18 protein-coding genes are annotated in these 20,785 nt (G+C 41.0%); 9 read left to right on the top strand and 9 right to left on the bottom strand.

Annotated features, from left to right (window positions below; translation table 11 throughout):
• Window positions 1–43 precede the first annotated feature (43 nt).
• Both KO525_RS11720 and KO525_RS11715 read right to left on the bottom strand, forming a co-directional pair.
• Window positions 44–736 (bottom strand): PspA/IM30 family protein, encoded by a 693-nt coding sequence (locus tag KO525_RS11720; RefSeq protein WP_215964003.1) that lies wholly within the window; start codon window positions 734–736, stop codon window positions 44–46.
• The gene (locus KO525_RS11715; protein WP_215964002.1) at window positions 733–1,137 is read right to left on the bottom strand and encodes a DUF2170 family protein; all 405 of its coding nucleotides are present in this window, start codon (window positions 1,135–1,137) and stop codon (window positions 733–735) included. The genes KO525_RS11720 and KO525_RS11715 overlap by 4 nt, the downstream gene beginning before the upstream one ends.
• 188 nt (window positions 1,138–1,325) lie before the next feature.
• On the opposite strand from KO525_RS11715, the gene KO525_RS11710 reads away from it, so the two are divergent.
• Window positions 1,326–1,598: a DUF6471 domain-containing protein gene (locus KO525_RS11710; protein WP_215964001.1), complete on the top strand. Its 273-nt coding sequence runs from the start codon at window positions 1,326–1,328 to the stop codon at window positions 1,596–1,598.
• 3 nt (window positions 1,599–1,601) lie between these two features.
• Window positions 1,602–2,189, top strand: a complete 588-nt coding sequence (locus tag KO525_RS11705) for a rhomboid family intramembrane serine protease (RefSeq protein ID WP_215964000.1) — start codon at window positions 1,602–1,604, stop codon at window positions 2,187–2,189.
• Here the strand turns inward: KO525_RS11705 and KO525_RS11700 are convergent, their stop codons facing one another.
• From KO525_RS11700 to hutC, 4 genes are all read right to left on the bottom strand, one after another.
• A complete protein-coding gene (locus KO525_RS11700; RefSeq protein WP_215963999.1) occupies window positions 2,190–3,536 on the bottom strand; it encodes an MATE family efflux transporter in 1,347 nt (448 codons plus the stop codon).
• Between the two features lie 253 nt (window positions 3,537–3,789).
• A complete protein-coding gene (gene hutH / locus KO525_RS11695; protein WP_215963998.1) occupies window positions 3,790–5,307 on the bottom strand; it encodes a histidine ammonia-lyase in 1,518 nt (505 codons plus the stop codon).
• Between the two features lie 83 nt (window positions 5,308–5,390).
• Window positions 5,391–7,064 (bottom strand): urocanate hydratase, encoded by a 1,674-nt coding sequence (hutU, locus tag KO525_RS11690; RefSeq protein ID WP_215963997.1) that lies wholly within the window; start codon window positions 7,062–7,064, stop codon window positions 5,391–5,393.
• 103 nt (window positions 7,065–7,167) lie between these two features.
• On the bottom strand, window positions 7,168–7,875 hold the full coding sequence (hutC, locus tag KO525_RS11685; RefSeq protein WP_215963996.1) for a histidine utilization repressor: 708 nt from the start codon (window positions 7,873–7,875) through the stop codon (window positions 7,168–7,170).
• A gap of 124 nt (window positions 7,876–7,999) precedes the next feature.
• On the opposite strand from hutC, the gene hutI reads away from it, so the two are divergent.
• Window positions 8,000–9,241, top strand: a complete 1,242-nt coding sequence (hutI, locus tag KO525_RS11680) for an imidazolonepropionase (RefSeq protein ID WP_215963995.1) — start codon at window positions 8,000–8,002, stop codon at window positions 9,239–9,241.
• Window positions 9,242–9,344: 103 nt separating this feature from the next.
• Here the strand turns inward: hutI and KO525_RS11675 are convergent, their stop codons facing one another.
• The gene (locus KO525_RS11675; RefSeq protein ID WP_215963994.1) at window positions 9,345–10,646 is read right to left on the bottom strand and encodes an inosine/guanosine kinase; all 1,302 of its coding nucleotides are present in this window, start codon (window positions 10,644–10,646) and stop codon (window positions 9,345–9,347) included.
• Between the two features lie 303 nt (window positions 10,647–10,949).
• Window positions 10,950–11,213 (bottom strand): GrxA family glutaredoxin, encoded by a 264-nt coding sequence (locus KO525_RS11670; RefSeq protein ID WP_215963993.1) that lies wholly within the window; start codon window positions 11,211–11,213, stop codon window positions 10,950–10,952.
• A gap of 175 nt (window positions 11,214–11,388) precedes the next feature.
• Here KO525_RS11670 and amrB point away from each other — a divergent pair, with 175 nt between their 5' ends.
• The 3 genes from amrB (at window position 11,389) to KO525_RS11655 (ending at window position 12,878) form a co-directional block, all read left to right on the top strand.
• A complete protein-coding gene (amrB, locus tag KO525_RS11665) occupies window positions 11,389–12,081 on the top strand; it encodes an AmmeMemoRadiSam system protein B (RefSeq protein ID WP_215963992.1) in 693 nt (230 codons plus the stop codon).
• Window positions 12,082–12,124: 43 nt separating this feature from the next.
• Complete coding sequence (locus KO525_RS11660) at window positions 12,125–12,337, top strand: DUF1289 domain-containing protein (protein WP_215963991.1); 213 nt, start codon at window positions 12,125–12,127, stop codon at window positions 12,335–12,337.
• A 331-nt stretch (window positions 12,338–12,668) separates the two neighbouring features.
• Complete coding sequence (locus KO525_RS11655) at window positions 12,669–12,878, top strand: cold-shock protein (RefSeq protein WP_215963990.1); 210 nt, start codon at window positions 12,669–12,671, stop codon at window positions 12,876–12,878.
• Between the two features lie 49 nt (window positions 12,879–12,927).
• Here the strand turns inward: KO525_RS11655 and queG are convergent, their stop codons facing one another.
• The gene (gene queG, locus KO525_RS11650; protein ID WP_371744405.1) at window positions 12,928–14,088 is read right to left on the bottom strand and encodes a tRNA epoxyqueuosine(34) reductase QueG; all 1,161 of its coding nucleotides are present in this window, start codon (window positions 14,086–14,088) and stop codon (window positions 12,928–12,930) included.
• A 16-nt stretch (window positions 14,089–14,104) separates the two neighbouring features.
• Here queG and KO525_RS11645 point away from each other — a divergent pair, with 16 nt between their 5' ends.
• The 3 genes from KO525_RS11645 to KO525_RS11635 all read left to right on the top strand — a co-directional run bounded on the left by KO525_RS11645 (window position 14,105) and on the right by KO525_RS11635 (window position 20,784).
• Complete coding sequence (locus KO525_RS11645; RefSeq protein ID WP_215963988.1) at window positions 14,105–15,664, top strand: NAD(P)H-hydrate dehydratase; 1,560 nt, start codon at window positions 14,105–14,107, stop codon at window positions 15,662–15,664.
• Between the two features lie 243 nt (window positions 15,665–15,907).
• Complete coding sequence (locus tag KO525_RS11640) at window positions 15,908–19,960, top strand: YhdP family protein (protein WP_215963987.1); 4,053 nt, start codon at window positions 15,908–15,910, stop codon at window positions 19,958–19,960.
• Entirely contained in the window at window positions 19,954–20,784 is an 831-nt protein-coding gene (locus tag KO525_RS11635) for a carbon-nitrogen hydrolase family protein (protein ID WP_215963986.1), read from the top strand. The genes KO525_RS11640 and KO525_RS11635 overlap by 7 nt, the downstream gene beginning before the upstream one ends.
• Window position 20,785: the final 1 nt, after the last annotated feature.

Below are 20,785 nucleotides of genomic sequence, written 5' to 3'. Positions count from 1 at the left end.
GCAGCATAGAGTGATCTAGGCTGCTTTTTAAGTTTAATCGCAATTACGCTTTTTTCTTGGCTAACAATTCAGCCAATTTGTCACTACCGCTTTTGTCACCACCTGGGCTTATGCCGGCTTGTTTTAAACGGTTTTCTAAATCGCCACCTGACTCTTCTTCAGCTAACTCTTCAGCGGCTTCAAGTTCGGCACTGCGCTGAGCTTGTTTGTCTTTTATACGTTCTAAACTATCCAAAGCTGTTTTTACTTTGCTGTTGGCGCCCATGTGTCTGCTAGATACTGCAACTTGTGCCTTTTGCACAGATTCTGTCGCTTTCACTTGGTCGATTTGTTGTTCCATACGACGAACATTATGTTTAGCTTTGCTTATATTAGCTTTTAACGTTTTTTCAGATGACGTAAAGCCAGCCAAAATTTGTTGTTCAGTAGTTAACGAGTTTTCTAAATCAGCTACTCGTTCTGCACATTCAATCGCTAATGCTTCATCGCCTTTTTCGCTCGCTGCTATTGCGTGATCAGTGTAAGTCGCAACGTCATTTTGTAACGCTTTAACTTTCGATTCTGCCATTTTACGTTTGGCCATAATCTTTGTTAGGTTTTCGTCACAAGCACGAAGTTCTGATTTTGCATCACGTAATTCTTGATCCAAAATGCGAATTGATTGGCTATCAGCAACGGCTTCGATACCTTCGTTTGCTGCACCACGTAATGCGTTCCATAATTTTTTTAAGCTCATGCTGCGTGCTCCTGTGTCAGGTATTGGTTATATAAATCTAAAAACTCGCCTGTATTGGCAAATAGTGTTTCAATTTCTTCTATTACTACAGAGTCTTTACTGTCGACGGACAATGCGCCGAATGCGACGTAGTAATCTTCGTTGCCTATTTTGTTAATGCATATAGCGGTTAACGGCAGTAAGTGATGTGAACGCAGAATAAGCGCATCTAAAGCGGCTACATCTGATACATCGCTGGCCGGAAACAAAGCTGTTTCAACAATAATTTGTTGATTTCCGACATAGACAAAAGCATCAATGCCTTCGTCATTTGCAATTGTTAGGCAATCGCCTTCTGCTTCAACAACCCAGTTGGACTGTTCTTGGGCGAGATCTTTTAAAGTTGTGTTACTCCAGCTCATGTTAGCTTCCTTAATATGTTTGTGTAACATAGGTCACGAATATAACACTATGTTTTGTTATGTCAATAAAGAAACACAAAAATTGCGAATTGATTCTTTTTTGTGTTATAAATTATGTTCTGAAACGTGATCAGTCTATACCATCAATATTAAGACTGGATCACACTATTTCAATAGAAGGTTGTGAGATGGATCAAACTCAAAGTGTGAATAATCGAAAAGCAATGACGCCCTATAAGCAAGCCATTGCCAGATATATACGTTCAGCTATGATGCTAAAAGGATTAAAATACAATGATTTAGCAGAGAAATTGGAAGTCGTTGGCACTGTAATGACGCCTGAAAATCTGCGCAGTAAAGTGAGTAAAGGAATGTTTTCTGCCGATTTATTTGTTGCCATTGTACAAGTATTAGATGTAGAAGATGTGGCATTAGCTGAAATCATTAAGCAATTGGACTAATCGATGACAAAAAAAATCATCCCTAAAGATATCTTTATTCTTTTAGCAATTATGTGGGCTGTTTTTGTTATTGATGTTTTATTGGTGGGTATAAGTCTAAATCAGTTTGGTATTCGTCCTCGGCGCCTAGATGGTTTATTGGGCATGATATTTTCACCGTTCCTGCATGGTGGTATCGGTCATATTGTTTCAAATAGTATTGCGCTGCTGGGTACAGGCATATTGGTGAGAATGGCAGTTGGCAGTAAACGTGCTCGATTAGTTATGTTATTTAGCGTTATTGGATCTGGCATCGGGACTTGGTTATTTGCTCAGGCGGGTGTTGTAGTTGGCGCATCAGGTCTAGTTTATGGTTTATTAGGATTTTTGTTTGGATACGCTTTTTTTCATCCAAGCATTAAAAGCTGGGCCATTGCGATTGTCTCGTTGTTTCTATTTGGTGGTGCGGTTTTATCGATACTGAGCTTTAACCCATATATATCTTGGGCTGCGCATTTCTGGGGATTTGTCAGTGGGGTTGGTACCGCATATTTAATTAAACGATACTTTTCCCCAACTGAGCCGGAAACAGGTACAAAGTTAAACGATTGATTAATGTGTTAGGTTGCGGATCCAGCGTTTACTGCGCATCCGCCAACCAAACATTACACCTTTAGCTAATTCTTCTGAATAAGAAATTAAAACAACCCATTTGAAGTCAAGGTGCCAATAAAATGCGGCAAGCCATGTAAGTGGCAAACTGATCAGCCACATACAGGTTGTATCCGTAATTAAACAATATCTATTATCCCCACCTGCACGAAGGACTCCCATCGCAAGGGTTAAATTAATCACCTTCAACCACGCAAAACCGGCAATGATGAAAAATATTTGATGAGACATTGCTAACGTAACGGGCGACACGCCTTCATAGGGAGACAATATTAAATCCCGAAAAGCCATGACAATCAATCCAATAACTATGGCTACAAGCGGTGATAGAAAGGTAAATGTTTTGGCAACTTCCCAGGCTTGTTGATTTCGTTCCGCCCCTAAATGTTGGCCAATGGTAATTGAACATGCCGCAGCAATACCAAAAAAGAGTGATAAAAACATGCCTTCTAATGGCAGTAACATACTGATTACGGCGAGTTCATTTGTTCCAAGTCGACCGAAGATTAACTGATAACAAAATGAACCTAATGCCCACACGCCAAAACTAAACATCATAGGCACAATAAGAATAATCAATTTACGCCATTCTTTTAAATCATTGGCTTGGTAAAAATCAGTTAATCGAACGGCCAAGAAGTGGTCCATTTTGACTAACATAACGACCATAACAACCGCTTGTACTCCTCTTGATATCGTTGTTGCCAAGGCCGCACCTGCAACTCCCATAGCCGGGACGCCAAAACCACCGTTAATTAACCACAGGTTTAAAACAATATTAAGAATTATTGCGACAACACTAAATAGTAATGGCAATTTTACCTGGTTAACACTTCGCAAAGCATTTTCAAGGATCTGAATAACCGCAACAAAAATGAGGCTTGGTGCGGCTAACCATAGGTACGTCGTGCCTAGCTCAATGACTTCAGAATCGGTAGAACCAAAGCCTATAATGTCACTGGCAAAAAAGTAATTAGCAATAATAATAGGCAGTAGGGCAACGACAGAGATTGAAAATCCAATAACAATGGTTCGTCTTATTTTATGGGTTTGTTGCGCACCGTAGTACTGCGCAGATAAAATCCCGACCCCCCAACTGAGGCCAAAAATTATTACCATAACAACAAATAAAACGCGATTGCCGAGGCCTACGGCACCAATGGCAGCATCGCCTATATGACTGACCATGATAACGTCGATCATGCCAAGTAAAGTCACTAATGTGTTTTGTAATGAGATTGGCCAACCTAGTTTGATGGCATCAATCATTTGGCGTTTTCTAGACATAATGTCCTTGAAGTATCCTTGTTTTTAGTGCGGGGAAGCATCATTGGAAAAATAAGCGTAGATATTACTCCATTTGTCATTTTTTGGTTTATGTTTTTGAAGAAACTAGGGACTGATTTTACGTATTTTTGAATTGCACAGTACTGTTTTAGCCTAAAGTTCCGGTTGGGATGTGGATCTAAGTATTAAAATATAAAAGGCACAACAATAGTTGTGCCTTTTTACGGATGATAATGGTTTTATGAATACCAGTTTAATGCAATAAATCTGCGAGGGCGCGTGCTTGCAATAACTGTTTTGCTTTTTCCATATCCGGTGCGAAATAACGATCTTCGTCGTAAAATGGCACAACAGCTCGTAATCGAGACTTGCCTATTTCCACTAATTTTGAGGATTTTAGTGGGGTTCTAAAATCAAGGCCTTGGCATGCCGCTAACCATTCTACAGCTAAGATCGTGAAGGTATTTTCAGCCATGTCAGATAAACGTCTGGCTGCAAATGTTGCCATTGATACATGATCTTCCTGATTAGCACTGGTTGGCAATGAATCTACAGAGGCCGGGTGGGCAAATGTTTTATTCTCAGAAGCCAGTGCCGCCGCAGTAACTTGAGCAATCATAAAGCCTGAATTTAGCCCGCCGTTTTCAACTAAAAATGGGGGTAATTTGCTGAGGTTTGAATCTATCAACATCGCCATTCGACGCTCTGATAATGCCCCAATTTCGCTAATCGCTAGTGCCATATTGTCGGCGGCCATAGCGATAGGTTCAGCATGAAAATTACCACCTGAGATAATATCGGTACTTTCATCAGAGATAAAAATGAGCGGGTTGTCAGTTACCCCGTTTGCTTCAATCGTTAATACCTCAGCGCTATTTCTTATCTGTTGTAAACACGCACCTAGCACCTGCGGTTGGCAACGAAGTGAATAAGGGTCTTGGACTTTTTCGCAATTGACATGAGAGTTGCCGACCTCTGAGCCGTCCCCAAGGACATCTCTAAATGCCGCGGCAATATCGATTTGTCCTTGTTGTCCACGGGCTAAGTGAATTCGTTCGTCAAATGGTGAGCGCGAACCCATCGCCGCTTCTACTGTAGTTGCGCCAATCATAATTGACGATGCAAGTAAGTCTTGAGCAAAAAAGTAACCTTGAAGTGCCAATGCCGTAGACGTTTGCGTGCCGTTCAATAGCGCTAACCCCTCTTTTGGAGCAAGTTCGATTGGCTCTAGGCCAGCGTATTTCATGCCTTCTAAACCTGTGTGGATTTTACCGTTTATGGTCACTTCCCCTTCGCCCAATAGGGGCAGTACAAGGTGCGCTAGCGGCGCCAAATCACCTGATGCGCCAACAGAGCCTTTTTCAGGAACACATGGGTATACTTCATGGTTAAGTAAGGTAATGAGGGCTTGAATGACTTGTAAACGAATCCCGGAATAGCCGCGGGCAAGTGAATTAATCTTAAGGGCCATCATGAGTCTGACAACACGATCAGACAAATACTTGCCAGTACCGGCTGCATGAGACAAGACGATTTTCCGCTGTAAAACTGCTAACTCTTCTTTTGAAATTCGGGTATTTGCCAGCAAACCAAAACCGGTATTAATGCCGTAAACAACGCGGTCTTCGTCTATCACTTGTTGTACTGCTTTTTGCGATTGATTGATGGCGTCAAAACAAGCGGGGTCTAATTCAAGTTGCGTTGGAGAATCAAATATACGGCGCATTTGTTCTAGTGTTAACGTACCTGGTGACAATTTTAGTGTGTACATTGGGTAACCTTTTTAAATCTTATGGCTCACATTATTGAGTGAGCGTATTGAATTAATCGAATCGTTCGATAACCTCGCCTGAACTAAAGGTCGATGGACGGCAGATTAAGCCCTTGTTCTTTTGCGCATGTTTTTGCGATGTCATATCCCGCGTCGGCATGTCGCATAACGCCAGTCGCTGGGTCATTCCATAACACGTTGGCGATTCGTTTACCGGCTTCATCTGTACCGTCGGCGACAATTACAACACCAGAATGTTGACTAAAGCCCATACCAACACCACCACCGTGATGAAGAGAAACCCATGTTGCACCGCCTGCTGTATTTAATAAGGCATTTAATAATGGCCAATCAGAAACCGCATCTGAGCCATCTAACATGGCTTCGGTTTCGCGGTTTGGACTGGCAACCGAACCGCTGTCTAAATGGTCACGGCCAATAACTACAGGTGCCGATAATTCACCTGATTTCACCATTTCGTTAAAGGCCAGTGCGATACGCGCACGGTCTTTTAACCCAATCCAGCAGATGCGAGCAGGCAATCCCTGAAATTGAATTCGTTCACGTGCCATATCTAACCAATTGTGTAAGTGTGGATTATCCGGAATAAGTTCTTTTACTTTAGCGTCTGTTTTGTAGATATCTTCCGGATCACCAGATAACGCCACCCAACGGAATGGCCCTATGCCTTCGCAAAACAGTGGTCGCACGTAAGCCGGTACAAATCCTGGGAAGTCAAACGCGTTGGTGACACCTTCTTCTAATGCCATTTGACGGATGTTGTTACCGTAATCTGTGGTCGCAGCACCGGCAGATTGCAAATCCAACATAGCTTGAACTTGAACTGCCATGGATTGCTTTGCGGCTTTAACGACGGCAGCTTCGTCTTTTAGACGCATTTCTTTAGCGTGTTCCATTGTCCAGCTAATGGGTAAGTAACCATTAAGTGGGTCGTGAGCAGAAGTTTGGTCGGTGACGATATCCGGGGTTATGCCGCGTTTTACTAGCTCAGGGAAAATATCTGCAGCATTACCTAAAAGGCCAACTGAAATGGCTTCGCCGTTTTTGGTTGCCTCATTTATCATGGATAATGCTTGATCTAGCGTTGTCGCTTTTTTATCGACGTATCGGGTGTTAATTCTGAAATCAATGCGTGATTCATCACATTCCACTACCAGCGCTGAAAAGCCCGCCATAGTTGCTGCTAAAGGCTGTGCGCCACCCATGCCACCGAGTCCACCAGTTAATACCCAACGTCCTTTGGCTTCACCATTAAAGTGTTGTTTTGCCATTGCAACAAATGTCTCATAAGTCCCTTGGACTATGCCTTGAGAGCCAATGTAGATCCAGGACCCCGCGGTCATTTGGCCGTACATCATCAAGCCTTTTTTGTCGAGTTCGTTGAAGGTTTCCCAGTTGGCCCAATGCGGCACTATGTTGGAGTTTGCGATTAATACTCTAGGCGCGTTTTCGTGAGTATTAAACACGCCAACTGGTTTACCTGATTGAACCAGTAAAGTTTGATCATTTTCGAGTTGATCTAATACTTCTATAATTTTGTCGTACGACGGCCAATCACGCGCAGCTCGTCCAATACCACCGTATACGACGAGGTTTTGCGGATGTTCAGCAACGTCATTATCTAGGTTGTTCATTAACATGCGTTTGGCTGCTTCTGTTAACCAAGATTTCGCTGTGATAGTTGAGCCGGTAGGGGCTTTGATATTGCGAGTTGGGTCTAATCTTTCATTTTTCATATTTTATTCTCTCTTTTTAGAGGGGTAAAATTGGTTTTATTATTGTTATTTTTACCAAACTATTGTTGTAGAACGTCATGGGTATTTTGCTTTATCAGGGTTTTTAATTGTCGGGAAAGGTCAGTTGTCCACTTAGTCGATAACTAGAACCCGGATAGATAATTCGTGCGAAGCACACAACGCCTTGTTTGCTTGAAGTGCGTCTAATGAGTTGCAAACAAGGTTCTTCTTTCACTAATTTTAGCCAATCACATACTTGTTGGGTTGAAGATATGGCTTCTATCGTGTGACGTGCTTCGGTTAGTGGTGCTACTTGCGATAGATATTCGTGCGGCGAAATTTCAGTGTAGTCTTGACCTAAATAATCGGGGGCCATTTCAGGGTTCACAAATCGTTCTTCCACTTGCACAGGCTTGCCGTTTTCGTTATGAACGATGACTGAATGGTGTACTTGCGCCCCTATTTTTACATCAAGGGCAATAGCAGTGGCTGCAATTGCATCGATTTCACCCAGTTCAATAACTGTTGCAGAATATTCATGACCTCGTTCTTTTATCTCATCTGCGATATCACGAATTTCAAACATGGAGCCTTGAGACTTTAACGAAGCTACGTAAGTACCTGAACCTTTCGTTCGCACCAAAATGTCTTTTTGGCTTAATTCTTCCAATGCACGGCGTGCTGTCATCCTTGAAACACTGAATTCTTCAGCCAATTTGTTTTCTGATGGTACGGGAGCATTTTCTTGCCATTCGCCAGATTCGATCTTTTCTAAGATGTATTTTTTTATTAGCTCAAATTTTGCTGCCATACTTGATTCAATCCAATTTGTCACATTAGCGATTAAATGAGAAAATGCCACAATAAAGATGTATATACAACTTTTAAATTGTTGTATGGTTGCATTCCAAACGAAAAATTAAGGATCTGTTTAGATGAATTTACAGACTGAAAATCAAGTGGTTGATTTACTGATAAAAAATGTAAATCTGATGACGATGGACGAGAGTGTCTCGGCGTCGTATGGTTTGATCGAGCACGGTTGTATTGCGTTACGTCATGGCAATATCGTTTGGTTAGGCCCAGAGTCAACGGCTCCTGAGTTTGAAGCCGCTGAAATTATTGACGGTAATGGCCACTATTTATCACCAGGGCTAATTGATTGTCATACCCATTTGGTTTTTGCCGGCTCCCGAGCTAAAGAATTTGAGCAGCGGTTGACAGGCGTTAGTTATCAGCAAATTGCGGAGCAGGGCGGCGGGATCTTGTCCACAGTTCGAGCAACGCGAGCGGCACATGAAGAACAACTATTAGTTAGTGCGACAAAGAGAGTTAGACAGCTAATTTCCGAAGGCGTAACTACAGTGGAAATCAAATCAGGTTATGGTCTCGATACTGACAATGAAATCAAAATGTTACGTGTAGCTAGTCAGCTAAAGGCACAATTGCCTGTGTCGGTTTCACGCACGTTTTTAGGAGCCCATGCGTTGCCTCCCGAATTTGCTGGCCGTGCTGATGATTACATTAACTATTTGATTACCGATAGCTTACCTAAAGTCGTGGAACTTGATTTAGCCGATTCGGTCGATGGATTTTGTGAAGGCATTGGGTTTTCACGAGAGCAAATGTCACGGTTATTTGCCGCAGCAGATGAGCTGGGTTTGCCTGTAAAGTTGCACGCTGAACAACTGAGTGATTTAAGTGGCGCTGAGTTAGTGGCTGAATTTGACGGCCTATCGGCGGATCATTTGGAGTATTTGTCTGAGCAAAGCATAAAACAAATGGCACATAAAAACACTGTGGCCGTATTATTACCTGGGGCATTTTATACATTGAGTGAAACTAAGTTACCGCCTATTTTTGCGCTTCGGGAGCACAATGTCCCCATTGCCATCGGCAGTGATTATAATCCTGGTTCGTCGCCGTTATGCTCATTAAAACTCATGTTACATATGGCATGTACCCAATTTAAGTTAACGCCAGAAGAAGCAACAAAAGGGGTTACGTTAAATGCAGCTAAAGCACTGGGACTTACAGATAGAGGCGTGTTGAAAGTAGGTAAAAAAGCGGATTTGTGCTTATGGGAAATTGAACATCCAGCTGAGCTTGCCTATACGTTCGGCGTCAATCCTTTGGTTAAAAGTTGGCAAAATGGTCAGTTAGTAATCAACAATTAGTTTATAAAAAACAATGTATTCATCAAAAAAAATGCCCACAATTTTTAGTGGGCATTTTATTAGGTGTTTCGTATTAATTACTCTGCTCGAACTTAAATAGCAACTAGTGCCAATAAGCCGATTCTAAGTTATCTTCGCGTTCTGGTAAGCCTTTAGATAAACGTGGTGAGCTTTGAGATAACACCTCAAAACTAACACGATTGGCGTATTTACAAATTTGAGCCAACGACGAGTATGTTAATGCTGGCACAACATGTTTGCTCGACTCTGGTACGTTCATGCGGTGGTAGTCAATAGCAGCGATATCATGTAACAACGCGGCTAATGCGCCATCACCAGCCCCATTTGTATTGGTGATTTTTTCAGGACCACCCATATACGGTGCGATATAAGAATAGATTTTAATAGGTTTATCACAAACGGCACGACTTAATGGGCGGGAAAACTCATATCGATTAAATTCGCTAATCGAACTTGGCAGCAACGGACGCTGCGTTTCACGTTTGTATTTTTCATCGGTGTAACCTGCCATATAAAGTCCCACAGGACCCGCAGTGCAAAGCACTAAGTCAACGAGTTCTAACATTCGTTCACAGGCGATAAGTGGATCGTTACTGCCAACAAGGGCTTCAGCTTCATCTTCATTCATTGCGATAATTTGCACATGTTGCTTGATAAAGTCGCGCCACCATTGTGGTTTTTCTTCGATGACAAATCGAGTGCCTAAACTGAGTACAACAGGGACATTGTGTTTGTTGGCGTACTCTATAGCCTGAAGAGTCGCTTTATCTAATGTGTCGTCACCTGTACAACGAGTAAAATAGGCGCTGATAACAAATGCACTGGCGTTTTTAATCAAATCTTCATTGATAAAATCCGGGGTAAGTTTGTTCATCACACCGGAGTCAATCGCAAAGGTACGTTCGCCGTCTGGTGTAATTAAGGTGAATGCACGACCTATTGCACCATCGACGGGTTGTAACTGTTGCAAGTCAACTTTTGACGACGTATTGCATAAGTAGCGATAGGCGTAATTACCTACTTGAATGTTTTTACTCATCACACCATAGAGCACCGAACGGTCATCTGCTAAAACAGAATAGTTGTGAAGTGTATTACCAATCGTACCACCTGCGTGTTGATCAGTGATTAGTTTCTGTTCAAGTAAATATTCATATAGCTTTTCAGCAAGGTCTGGGGCAACTAATTGCGACTGTCCGACTTTTAAGCTGAACTGGTCGAGCAATTCTTGGCTCACATCTGCTTCGATATCAACTATGGTTTGGTCAATGCCAACTACATAGGGATGTTTTAATAAAACATCGGTATCGATCTTGTTACTGACAGGATCTTTTTGTTCAACAGGGAAATAATGTTTGTACTTTCGACGTCCGGGAAATCGCATAATATCTGAGGCAGTTGTAAAAAAAGCGAAGAATAGCTGATCCCAACCGTTTTTAACATGAGTTTTAACGGTTTATAGAAGATAATATTGACAATATAGCGTCTAATTCGAAGACGTTAGCTTAGCCTTTACTAATAAAAAGCTAATTTAGAAGACACAATTTAATATTTTGTTTAATAAAAAACACTAAAATTCAATTTGTTACATTTTAACTACGATTGTTTCCAACAAGTTAATGCAATTTTTTTACACAATAAATAGATGAAAACGCCCTTAACAGTTAACGTAAGGACGTTGACAAATTTATTGATATAACGCTAGGTTTTCTTTTGCGTAAGCTTCAAATTCTGTGCAACCGCCAACATGTGTTTGGTCTACAAAAATCTGTGGAACTGTTTCAACAGGCTTGCCAACGGTTTTTTCTAAGTCCGCTTTACTAATGCCTTCAGCATGAATGTCGACATAGCGAAACTTAAAATCGTCTCGTTGTTCAACTAGTTGTTCAGCGATCTCTTTCGCTCTAACGCAATATGGGCATCCTGGACGACCAAATATAACTGTAAACATAATCTTTTCCTCTAAGTTGGTATGTGAGCAGTATATTGCTTCCTGCTTAAAATTAATATTTACAAAAATCGATAGTCATCATTGAATAAATGAATCGTAGAAAATGTCGATTTAAATTAGCTGTAATCTCGTTGTCATCTATACTATTCTATATGTTTACAGACAGAGTTGTTTAATGGTCATTCGTCCAGCATGTGCCGCAGGTCATAATTATCCTGCCGACGCTGATGAGCTCATCACCGTTGTAGCCAAGTTGTTATTGGCTTACCCAATAGCGAATGTACAGCCCTATGCGTTAGTCGTTCCTCACAATGCGATACAAAATTGTGGTGAGATAACCGCTGCCGCCTATAGGCACCTTTCAAAAGTGTCTTCTGTAATCGATCAAGTGGTTGTGATTAGCTGCATAGAAGGCGAGTCTACTGGCATTCATGTGCCGGCATGTGATCAATTCACCACGCCTCTCGGTGCAGTCCCAATTAACAAGTGCCTAAGTACGCAGTTGCAAAAATTACCTTTTGTTGTTGCAGATGATACTGCGCATTACCACTCTGCTCGGATTGAAGTTCAGTTGCCCTATCTACAAACGTGTTTAACCGATTTTTCGATTATGCCGGTATTAATTGGTGATGTTCCTAGCGATGAATTAAGTTTGTTTTTCCATAGCTTACCAACGAGTCGAAATACTCTTATTATTTTGTCTTTGGATGTTAAAGAACAAGATATTGAAGAAGCCGACCTAGACGAACAAAGTTTATTTGTTTCTTTTCTCGAATTTTGTAATGACGTGAAATGGCAAATTAAGCCCGCTTTGGCGGAAACTGAATTTACTGACCAAAATGTTGCTACAAGTTTTATTGCCCATTAATTCTACTTTAGATGTTTAGCACCTTTCTCATAGGAAAACTGTTATGACGGAAATCACATCTCCGTGTATTCGTAATTGTTGCTTGAACGCAGAAGATGTTTGTTTAGGTTGTTTTCGGACGATCACCGAAATTTGTGCATGGACTAGTTATACCAATAAAGAACGGGAAAACGTATTGGCAAAGTGTGGTTCTCGTCAGCTAGACATGATGGATAAACAGGAAAAATCCACCAAAGTGCAACCAAATTCAAAATGATATTAGTACGAAATTGTCTTATAAATGCGCAAATGATCAGGCCTTATAGGCAAAATGAGTATTAAAAAGAGCTAGATAATAAAAAATTAATTTAACAGTCATCGATAATTCATTAGCATTCAAATTCAATTGTGGTAACGTTATTAGGTCTTTAATTAGACAGATTACATTGTTAGATGCTTCTGTTAGATACATGCTTATAAAATTCGTTTCGTCTTAGATACGTTGAGTTGTATAGCTAGAAAGTTACCGTGCAATTATCATTGTCTGGTTAGGGATATTTGCGACGATTGGTGTCGCTTTAAGTTAATATATAAAGTTAGAGGTTTTTATGTCTAAGACGACAGGCACAGTAAAATGGTTCAATGAATCAAAAGGTTATGGATTTTTAACTCAAGATGACGGTGGTCAGGACGTATTCGTTCATTTCCGCGCAATAGTTGGTGATGGGTTCAAAACTCTGAAAGAAGGCCAACCTGTGTCATTTGAAGTTGAAGATGGTCAAAAAGGATTACAAGCGGCGAACGTAGAGCCACAGTAATTTGGATGATTGTCAACGTGCTCGTTTAGAGCACGTTATTTCTACTTGCCTACCTTGCATCTCTAGGTAGCCCTATGTCTATTGCTTTAATCAGTCTTTGAAGCTTCCGCGGTTTCTCATCTGTTTTACCATTTAACTTATCAAACTTTAATTGTTGCTCAGCCAATGCCCAGTCAATGTGTTCATCAACTAGGTCACTGATCTGATTTTGTTTTTGCTGTAGTGCGTTAACTATGGTTAATGAAAAAGCGGCATTTCCTAATGCAATTGCAATATTTCTGCTCCAACTTTCAAAACCAATGCGTCTTATTGGCGAGCCTTCAGTATTTTTTAGAAATTCGGATTCGGTCCATTGCCATAACGCCAAAAGTGATTTGGCGGTTAACTGTGCCCTTGGTGTAAAGTCATCTTCATTCGTTAGTTGCCCTTGGCGAGTCCATGGGCAGATCAGTTGGCAGTCATCGCAACCATAAATTCTATTGCCCATCGCACGTCGATATTCAATAGGAATTGACCCTTTTAGTTCGATTGTTAAATACGAAATGCATTTTCGGCTATCAACGACATAAGGTTCGACAATCGCGCCGGTTGGGCACGTTGTAATACACGCCACACATTTTCCACATTGCTCTTCAACTGGCATGTCGGCAGGCAAAGGTAATGGTAAAAATAGTTCCCCTAAAAAGAACCAACTACCTGCCTCCTCATTTATTATAAGTGAGTGTTTACCAACCCAACCTAACCCCGCTTTTTCTGCGATAGGACGTTCTAGTACGGGAGCGGAATCTACAAATGGACGGAAGTTCAGTGTTTCGTTACCAATTTCCGCGGCAATTTTTTGACCAAGTTTTTTTAATTTGTTACGTACCAGTTTATGGTAGTCACGGCCTAAAGCATATCGGCTAATAAAAGCTAAATTATCATCTTCAAGTGTTGCTGCAAACTTGGCATCAGCGGGTAAATAGTTAAGTCGAACAGAGACTATAGAGACGGTTCCGGGTAGCAATTCTGATGGGCGAGTTCGCTTTGTGCCATGGCGAGCCATAAATTCCATTTCGCCGTGGTAATTTTTATCCAACCACTGTTGAAACTTATCTTCATGTTTTGTTAAATCTATGTCCGAAATTCCGACTTGCTGAAATCCAAGTTCCTGTCCCCAAATCTTGATATTTTTGGCAAGTTGGTAATAGTTAGTTGTAGAAGCACTCAAAATAGTTGCACATCCAATGATATATAAAGAAACCATAGACACTTTACCATCGAACCTATACTTAGCTGAACAAATAAAATTGGGGGAAATCAAATGTGCTGAGCAGCAGGGTATAGATATGTACCAACTGATGGAAGCGGCAGGTCACGCTGTTTTTGATTGTGTTCTTGCTAAATATTCTCATGCTAATCATATTATTGTGCTTGCTGGCACAGGCAATAATGGCGGTGATGCATACGTTGTTGCGCGTTTGATTAATCACTCTAATATGCCAGTGACTGTGTTTTCACCTAAGCCGCAATCTAAACTTCGAGGAGACGCAGAAATTGCTCGGCAGTCGTTTTTATCCCATGGCGGCACAATAGTTGGGTTAGAAAAATTGCCAGATCTTGTTGATGAATTACATCCTAGTTTGTTAATAGATGGACTATTGGGGACTGGTTTTGATGGAGCGTTAAGAGATGAATATCGCGTAGCCTTAGAATTTATTAGTACGCTGTCACTCCCAATAATTGCTATCGATTTACCAAGTGGTTTAAACGGTGATACTGGGCATGTTGTTGATTTTGCGATTAAAGCTACCTATACAGTTACCTTCGTTGGCCTAAAAGTTGGACTGGTTACTGGTGATGGTCCAGATTATTGTGGCACGTTATTGTTTTCTGGTTTAGGAATCGAGCAGTGTTTAAATCATTCAAATATTGCGACGGCGACTTGGTTAAAATCCCCAATACAAGCCCAACTACAGAAACGAAAATTTAATAGTCACAAGGGTAGTTTTGGGCATGTCGTCTGTATTGGTGGTGCGGTGGGTATGCCCGGCGCTATTTTTATGGCAGCTAAATCCGCATTGCGTTCTGGGGCGGGCAAAGTGACGGTGATCACACATCCACAAAATGTCACTTTGATTAACAGTTTAGCGCCTGAATTAATGGTTTTTGGCAGTGATGGCGAAATGGACCAGTCCATAAAAGACAGAATTAGCCACGCCGATATTTTGGTCGTTGGCCCTGGTTTGTCTGTCGCGCCTTGGGGAGAAAGTGTTTTCACTCAATTGGTCGCTGATGATTTATTAGCGCATATTCCAACCATACTTGATGCGGATGCACTAAATTTACTTTGCAAGTATTACGATCCTCTTGTTAAGAATAAAAACTTAAATAAATGGGTATTAACACCACATCCACTTGAAGCTGCTCGTTTGTTGGATATTTCCGTTCTTGATGTCAGTAAAAATCGCGTCGCTATAGCTCGGGATATTGCTCACAAATTTGGTGCGGTTGTCGTGTTAAAAGGTTGCGGTAGTATTATTACCGACGGCGTTAATGTTGCGATCAATGGATCAGGTAATCCGGGTATGGCAACAGCAGGAATGGGGGATGTTTTAGCGGGTGTAATTGCGGGTGTTATGACAAATTTTGACAAAAATGAGACAGCGCTACAAAAAAGTACACAAAAAGCGGTATTTTTACACGGTTTAGCAGGAGATATTACTGCAAAAAATGGCGAAATCGGTATTATATCCACCGATGTCATTGAATTAATGCCACAGGCACTTGATATCTGTATTAAGTAAATTGATTTGTTATATTATTTGCACAAAAATTGCGTAAAATTAAGGGTTGAATTCGATCCTTAATTTGGAATTTTTGGCTAGTTAATAGAACTTATCTCTTGTTTCAAACTCAAAGATAAATACACCTCTTGCATAATCGATTGTGCGGATGTCTATTATATTCAATTCTAAATTTCATTTAGATAGTTGATCGTATTGCTGGTGGTGCCTAATGCCTTTACACCACAGCAGAAAGGAAAAAGATTGTTAAAGAAACTGTTTGTTAGATGCGCAAAGATACTATGGGGCTGTATTGCTACCAGTGTTGTGCTTTTGGCTGTTGTGATCAGTGTCTTAAAGTATTCTTTACCTTATGCCGACGAATATCGACTTGATATTGAAGCCTACCTTTTTGAACAGTTTTCTGCAGAAATACATATTGGCGGGATTGATGCTAGTTGGCATCGTTCTGGGCCTGTCATAATCCTAAAAGACGTGCAACTCGCCCCGTCACCATCTGCGCCACTCGATATTAGCATTGCTGAAACACGTATAGAATTTAACTTTTGGCAATCCTTAAGCCAACAAAAAATGGTGACGAGTGCCTTTTTGTTGGACGGAATTCGTTCGTCTATCGACAGTGCGGTGTTTTTTAAAGTTAGACCAAGTAGCGAAGGAAGCGAGCTATTTGAAAGTCTTAGTCATCTATTTTTATCTCAAGTACAACAATTTAGAATTCTAGACAGTTTTATCGTTGTAAATTACGACGACGGCGAATCACAAAACTTTCAGTTAGACAACCTAACCTGGGTAAATAACGGTAACCGACATCAAGGTCAGGGTGAAATTTACGTCGATGGATTTTCTACGAATTCAATGAATGTCGTTGTCGATCTTTACGGACAACGCCGTACCGATATTTTTGGCCAAGTTTATTTTGAAGCCAATAACATGGATGTAACACCATGGTTAAAACAACTGGTAGGAAAACACATACAAGTTAAAGGCACAGATGCGAATTTTTCCGTTTGGGGCGAAGTGAAAAATGGCCTTGTGGAAAACATCTTGCTAGACGTCAATAACAGTAAGTTGAATTGGCAAAAAGCGAAACAAGATAAGTACTTAAACGTTGAAAGCGCGCAAATACAATGGTGGAAATCTGAAGGCAACTGGCTATTGTTTGGCAATGAAATCCAATTAGTCACCGACGTAAATCGTCCTTCGCCATTTAACTTTACCGTTAAATATGGCACTGAAAAGTCACAACTACAGGCCAATAAATTTGACTTAACCGCGGTAACCCAGTTGTTCACGCTATTTTCCGCCACCAAGCAATTTAGTTTGTTAGCCGACTCTAATGTCGCAGGCCATGTCGGCGAATTGCAGATGCAATGGGGTGAAGACCTGCCATTAAGCGGCTACTTAGATGTTGTCGATTTTGATTTTGTGCCAAAAGCTACGGCCAAAGAAGCATATATGGGTGTTCAAAATCTAGAGTTTAAAGCCTATTGGAAAGACCAGGATATTTGGCTGGACCTTAACGGTAAAAACGGCACCTTGCTGACCGAAGATACATTTAGCGACACAATTACTTATCAAAAATTAAAACTACAAACATTGCTTAGTTGGCAATCTGGCAGTTTTGTTATGGAAATGCCAACGGTGGTTTTTCAGAACAATGAAATCAATTTAGACATGTCGTTGAGTTACAGTGAATTGGCAAATAGTCACTTGTCTTTGTACGCCGAGGTTACCGGTCCAACACAGGGTAAAATCGGAAAATATCTGCCACGATATTTGATTGGCGATGAAACTTACGATTATCTCCAGAAAGCCATTCATACAGGACGCGGCGAACTTACGCGCGTTTTAATAGACGGTAAGATTGACCAAGTTTTCAATTCTGAATTGGCTATTAGTGAGCGCGGTAAGTTCATTGTTGAAGCTAAGCTGCGTGATGGCCAATTTGAATTTGATCCCGATTGGCCTGCGATCGAAAAAATGAATGCCAAGTTGACAGTGACAGAAGACCGGATGGACATTTTTGCGGAGTCTGGTTTATTTAGTTCATTAGTTATCGACAATAACGTTTTAGCGAGTATTCCTTTAGTGGGGGAGCGTAAAAACGTTAATTTGAGTTTAACACCGCAACAATTGCAACTCAGCGACTTCCATCTATTAGTTGCTGAAACGCCTTTGAGAGATATTATTGGTGATGTATTTGAGTTTGTGCTGTTGGACGGAGCGGCAGATGCCAATATCAAACTCGTTATTCCAACGGATAGCAGTCCATTGCCAAATGGCGATATCCCTCAAGTGTTTGCATCGGGGACATTAGATACACATAAGTCGACTTTAAATTTGCCAAAACTCTATACCGAATTTGAAAAGATAGATTCAGTAATTACCTTTGCCAACGAAAAGTTTAGTGTTGAAGCTAAATCTGCTGATTGGCATAAACTGCCGGTGACATTTAATGTTTCTGGTGCTCAAGGTGAAGACGGTTACCATATAAAAAGTGACTTGGTTTCAACATGGTCAGTTGATCAACTAAATAATGTGTTTGAATTACCGGTCTTTGAACACGCATCTGGTGAGTTTTCATCAATGCTCAACGTCGAAGTTAATATCGATGACGAAGCATTTCAGTATGTCGTAGACGGCAAATCAGATTTGACCGATGTCGCATTGAATATTTCTGGGCCACTAGAAAAGGCTGCGGGTAAATATGCAAGTTTAGATATATCAGTATCGGGCGATCAGGATGATAGTAGTATTGTTGCTGAAATCGAAAATAGACTTGTCTTTACCGCAGAAATACCAGAAGGCTCAAGTCGCTTAGAACGCGCGCATTTAGCCATTGGTGGCGGGACGGGCGTATTGCCAGAATCGGGCTTTGATATTTCAATCGATACGCCTTTTATTGAATTTGAACCAACACTAAATTTCGTCATAGATATAATCCACGCCTTACCTGAATCTGATCCTAGTAGCATAGGCGTTATAGACGCGCCAACGGCCATAAATGGGGTGATTTCGCACTTTAATATTCTAGGACAAGACTGGAAAAATGTAAGTTTAAATGCCACTAACAAAGCAACGGGCTGGTTGTTTTCGATTGGCGCGCAGCAGACATTGACTGATATAACGGTATTTAATGATATTAATAAAGACGGGATCCTCATTGATTCTCAGTTTTTGCAAATTGTCACTAGTGGTGAGCCAACAGCAGCACAAACTAAAACGTCAGAACTAATTTCTTCAGGCCTTGTCTCTCCTATTGGTCAGACACCTAATGAAAATATCGGATTAGATAAAACGGTGCAACCTGTTGAAGCTCGCGCCAGTAATTCGATAACCGATTCTGCAGAGCTTATTCGTAGCTTGCCACCAATACGATTTAAATGTGAAGTATGCTCATTTAATGAGAAACCATTAGGTAAAGTTCAACTCACAGCAAAACCTGTGGACAATAAACTGGTCATTGAGACATTCTCATTCGAATATGAACGAACTAAATTGGAAGCGACGGGAAGTTGGCTTGGCAACGAAGCCGGCGGTGTTACGTCACTGAAAGGTAAGTTGTATTCTCGATACTTCGGTAAGTGGTTACAAAATTGGGGGTTAAATTCTGGTATTAAAGAAAGTGATGCAACAATTAATTTAGCCCTAAGATGGGATACTGCACCACATGAATTTAGTTATGAAAAATTAAATGGTAAAGCCGATTTTAAATTGGGTGAAGGTTCGCTTAGCGAGATAAGTGATCAGGGAGCACGAATATTCTCATTATTTAGCCTAGACTCGCTTTATCGTAAACTGAAGTTTGATTTCAGTGATGTTTTTGCCAAAGGCCTTTTTTATAATGACATCAAAGGCGATATCGTTTTACGTAATGGCGTTGCATTAACCGACAATATTAAAATGGATGGTGTTGCCGGTGATATGAATATGGCGGGTCAAACAGACCTTGCTAAAAATACTCTAGATTATAATGTTAGCTTTAAACCGAAAGTGACTTCGAGCCTTCCTGCAATAGCGGCTTGGTTTGCGCCAGCTGATGGTGGACTGACATTATTGGCGGCTATAGCGTTGGACAAAATTATTGAAAATGCCCCCGTGGTATCTGAAATTAAATTAAAGATCACCGGTGACTTGTCCGATCCAAAAGTAAAAGAAGTGGAGCGTTTTACGCGCACCGTTAAGTTACCCGATGACGTAAAACAAAAACGTCAGACCAAAGGCGCTAAAAAGAAAAAAGTCAATCAAGACGATAAACAACCAGAGACAGCAGAAAAGGGAGACGGCCCATGGTAAAAGTATTTAACTTACAAATGACCTCCGCTCCGAATGTTGAGGAAAATATCTCGACGGTTCAATCTTTATTGAACGAACGCGCCGATGAAGTCAGCGGTAATATTGTGGTTTTACCAGAGTGTTTTGCGTATTTTGGTGGTAAAGAGTCCGGCAGTTTTGACATCGTTCAACCTATTGGCGCAGGTCAATTACAAGCCGATTTGGCAAATATCGCACGTAAATTTAAGATCTACTTAGTTGCTGGCAGCATGCCAATTACTGGCAACGACAGTAAAAAGTTTAAAAACGTCTGTTTGGTATTTGGCCCAACAGGCGAATTAGTTTTAGATTATCAAAAAATCCATTTGTTTGACGTTACCGTTGCCGATGGCACTAAAAATTACCGAGAATCTGATACTGCAGAGGCGGGGGACAGACTTGCGATTTTTAAGGTTGGTGAGTTAAACGTTGGAATAGCGATTTGTTATGACCTCAGGTTCCCAGGCTTGTTTCAAATACTTAGACAAGACTTTGAGGTAGATTTAATTTTATTGCCGAGTGCATTTACTAAAACCACAGGAGCGGCTCATTGGCATACATTGGTGCAGGCCCGGGCAATTGAAACACAATGTTATGTTGCGGCTTGTAATCAAGTGGGAAGGCATCAAAATGGCCGGGAAACTTACGGACACAGCTTGATAGTAGACCCGTGGGGACAAATTTTAAGTGACGCCAAACTCGACATTGGCTTATATAGCGCGGAGCTAGATATTAATTATCTGGCACAAGTTCGTCGTCAAATGCCCGTCGCAGAACACAACCGAATAAACTACAAATTAAAGTAAA

This window comes from Psychrosphaera sp. B3R10 (assembly GCF_018861025.1).
Lineage (GTDB): Bacteria > Pseudomonadota > Gammaproteobacteria > Enterobacterales > Alteromonadaceae > Psychrosphaera > Psychrosphaera algicola.
This window is presented reverse-complemented; position numbering and strand designations above follow the sequence as displayed.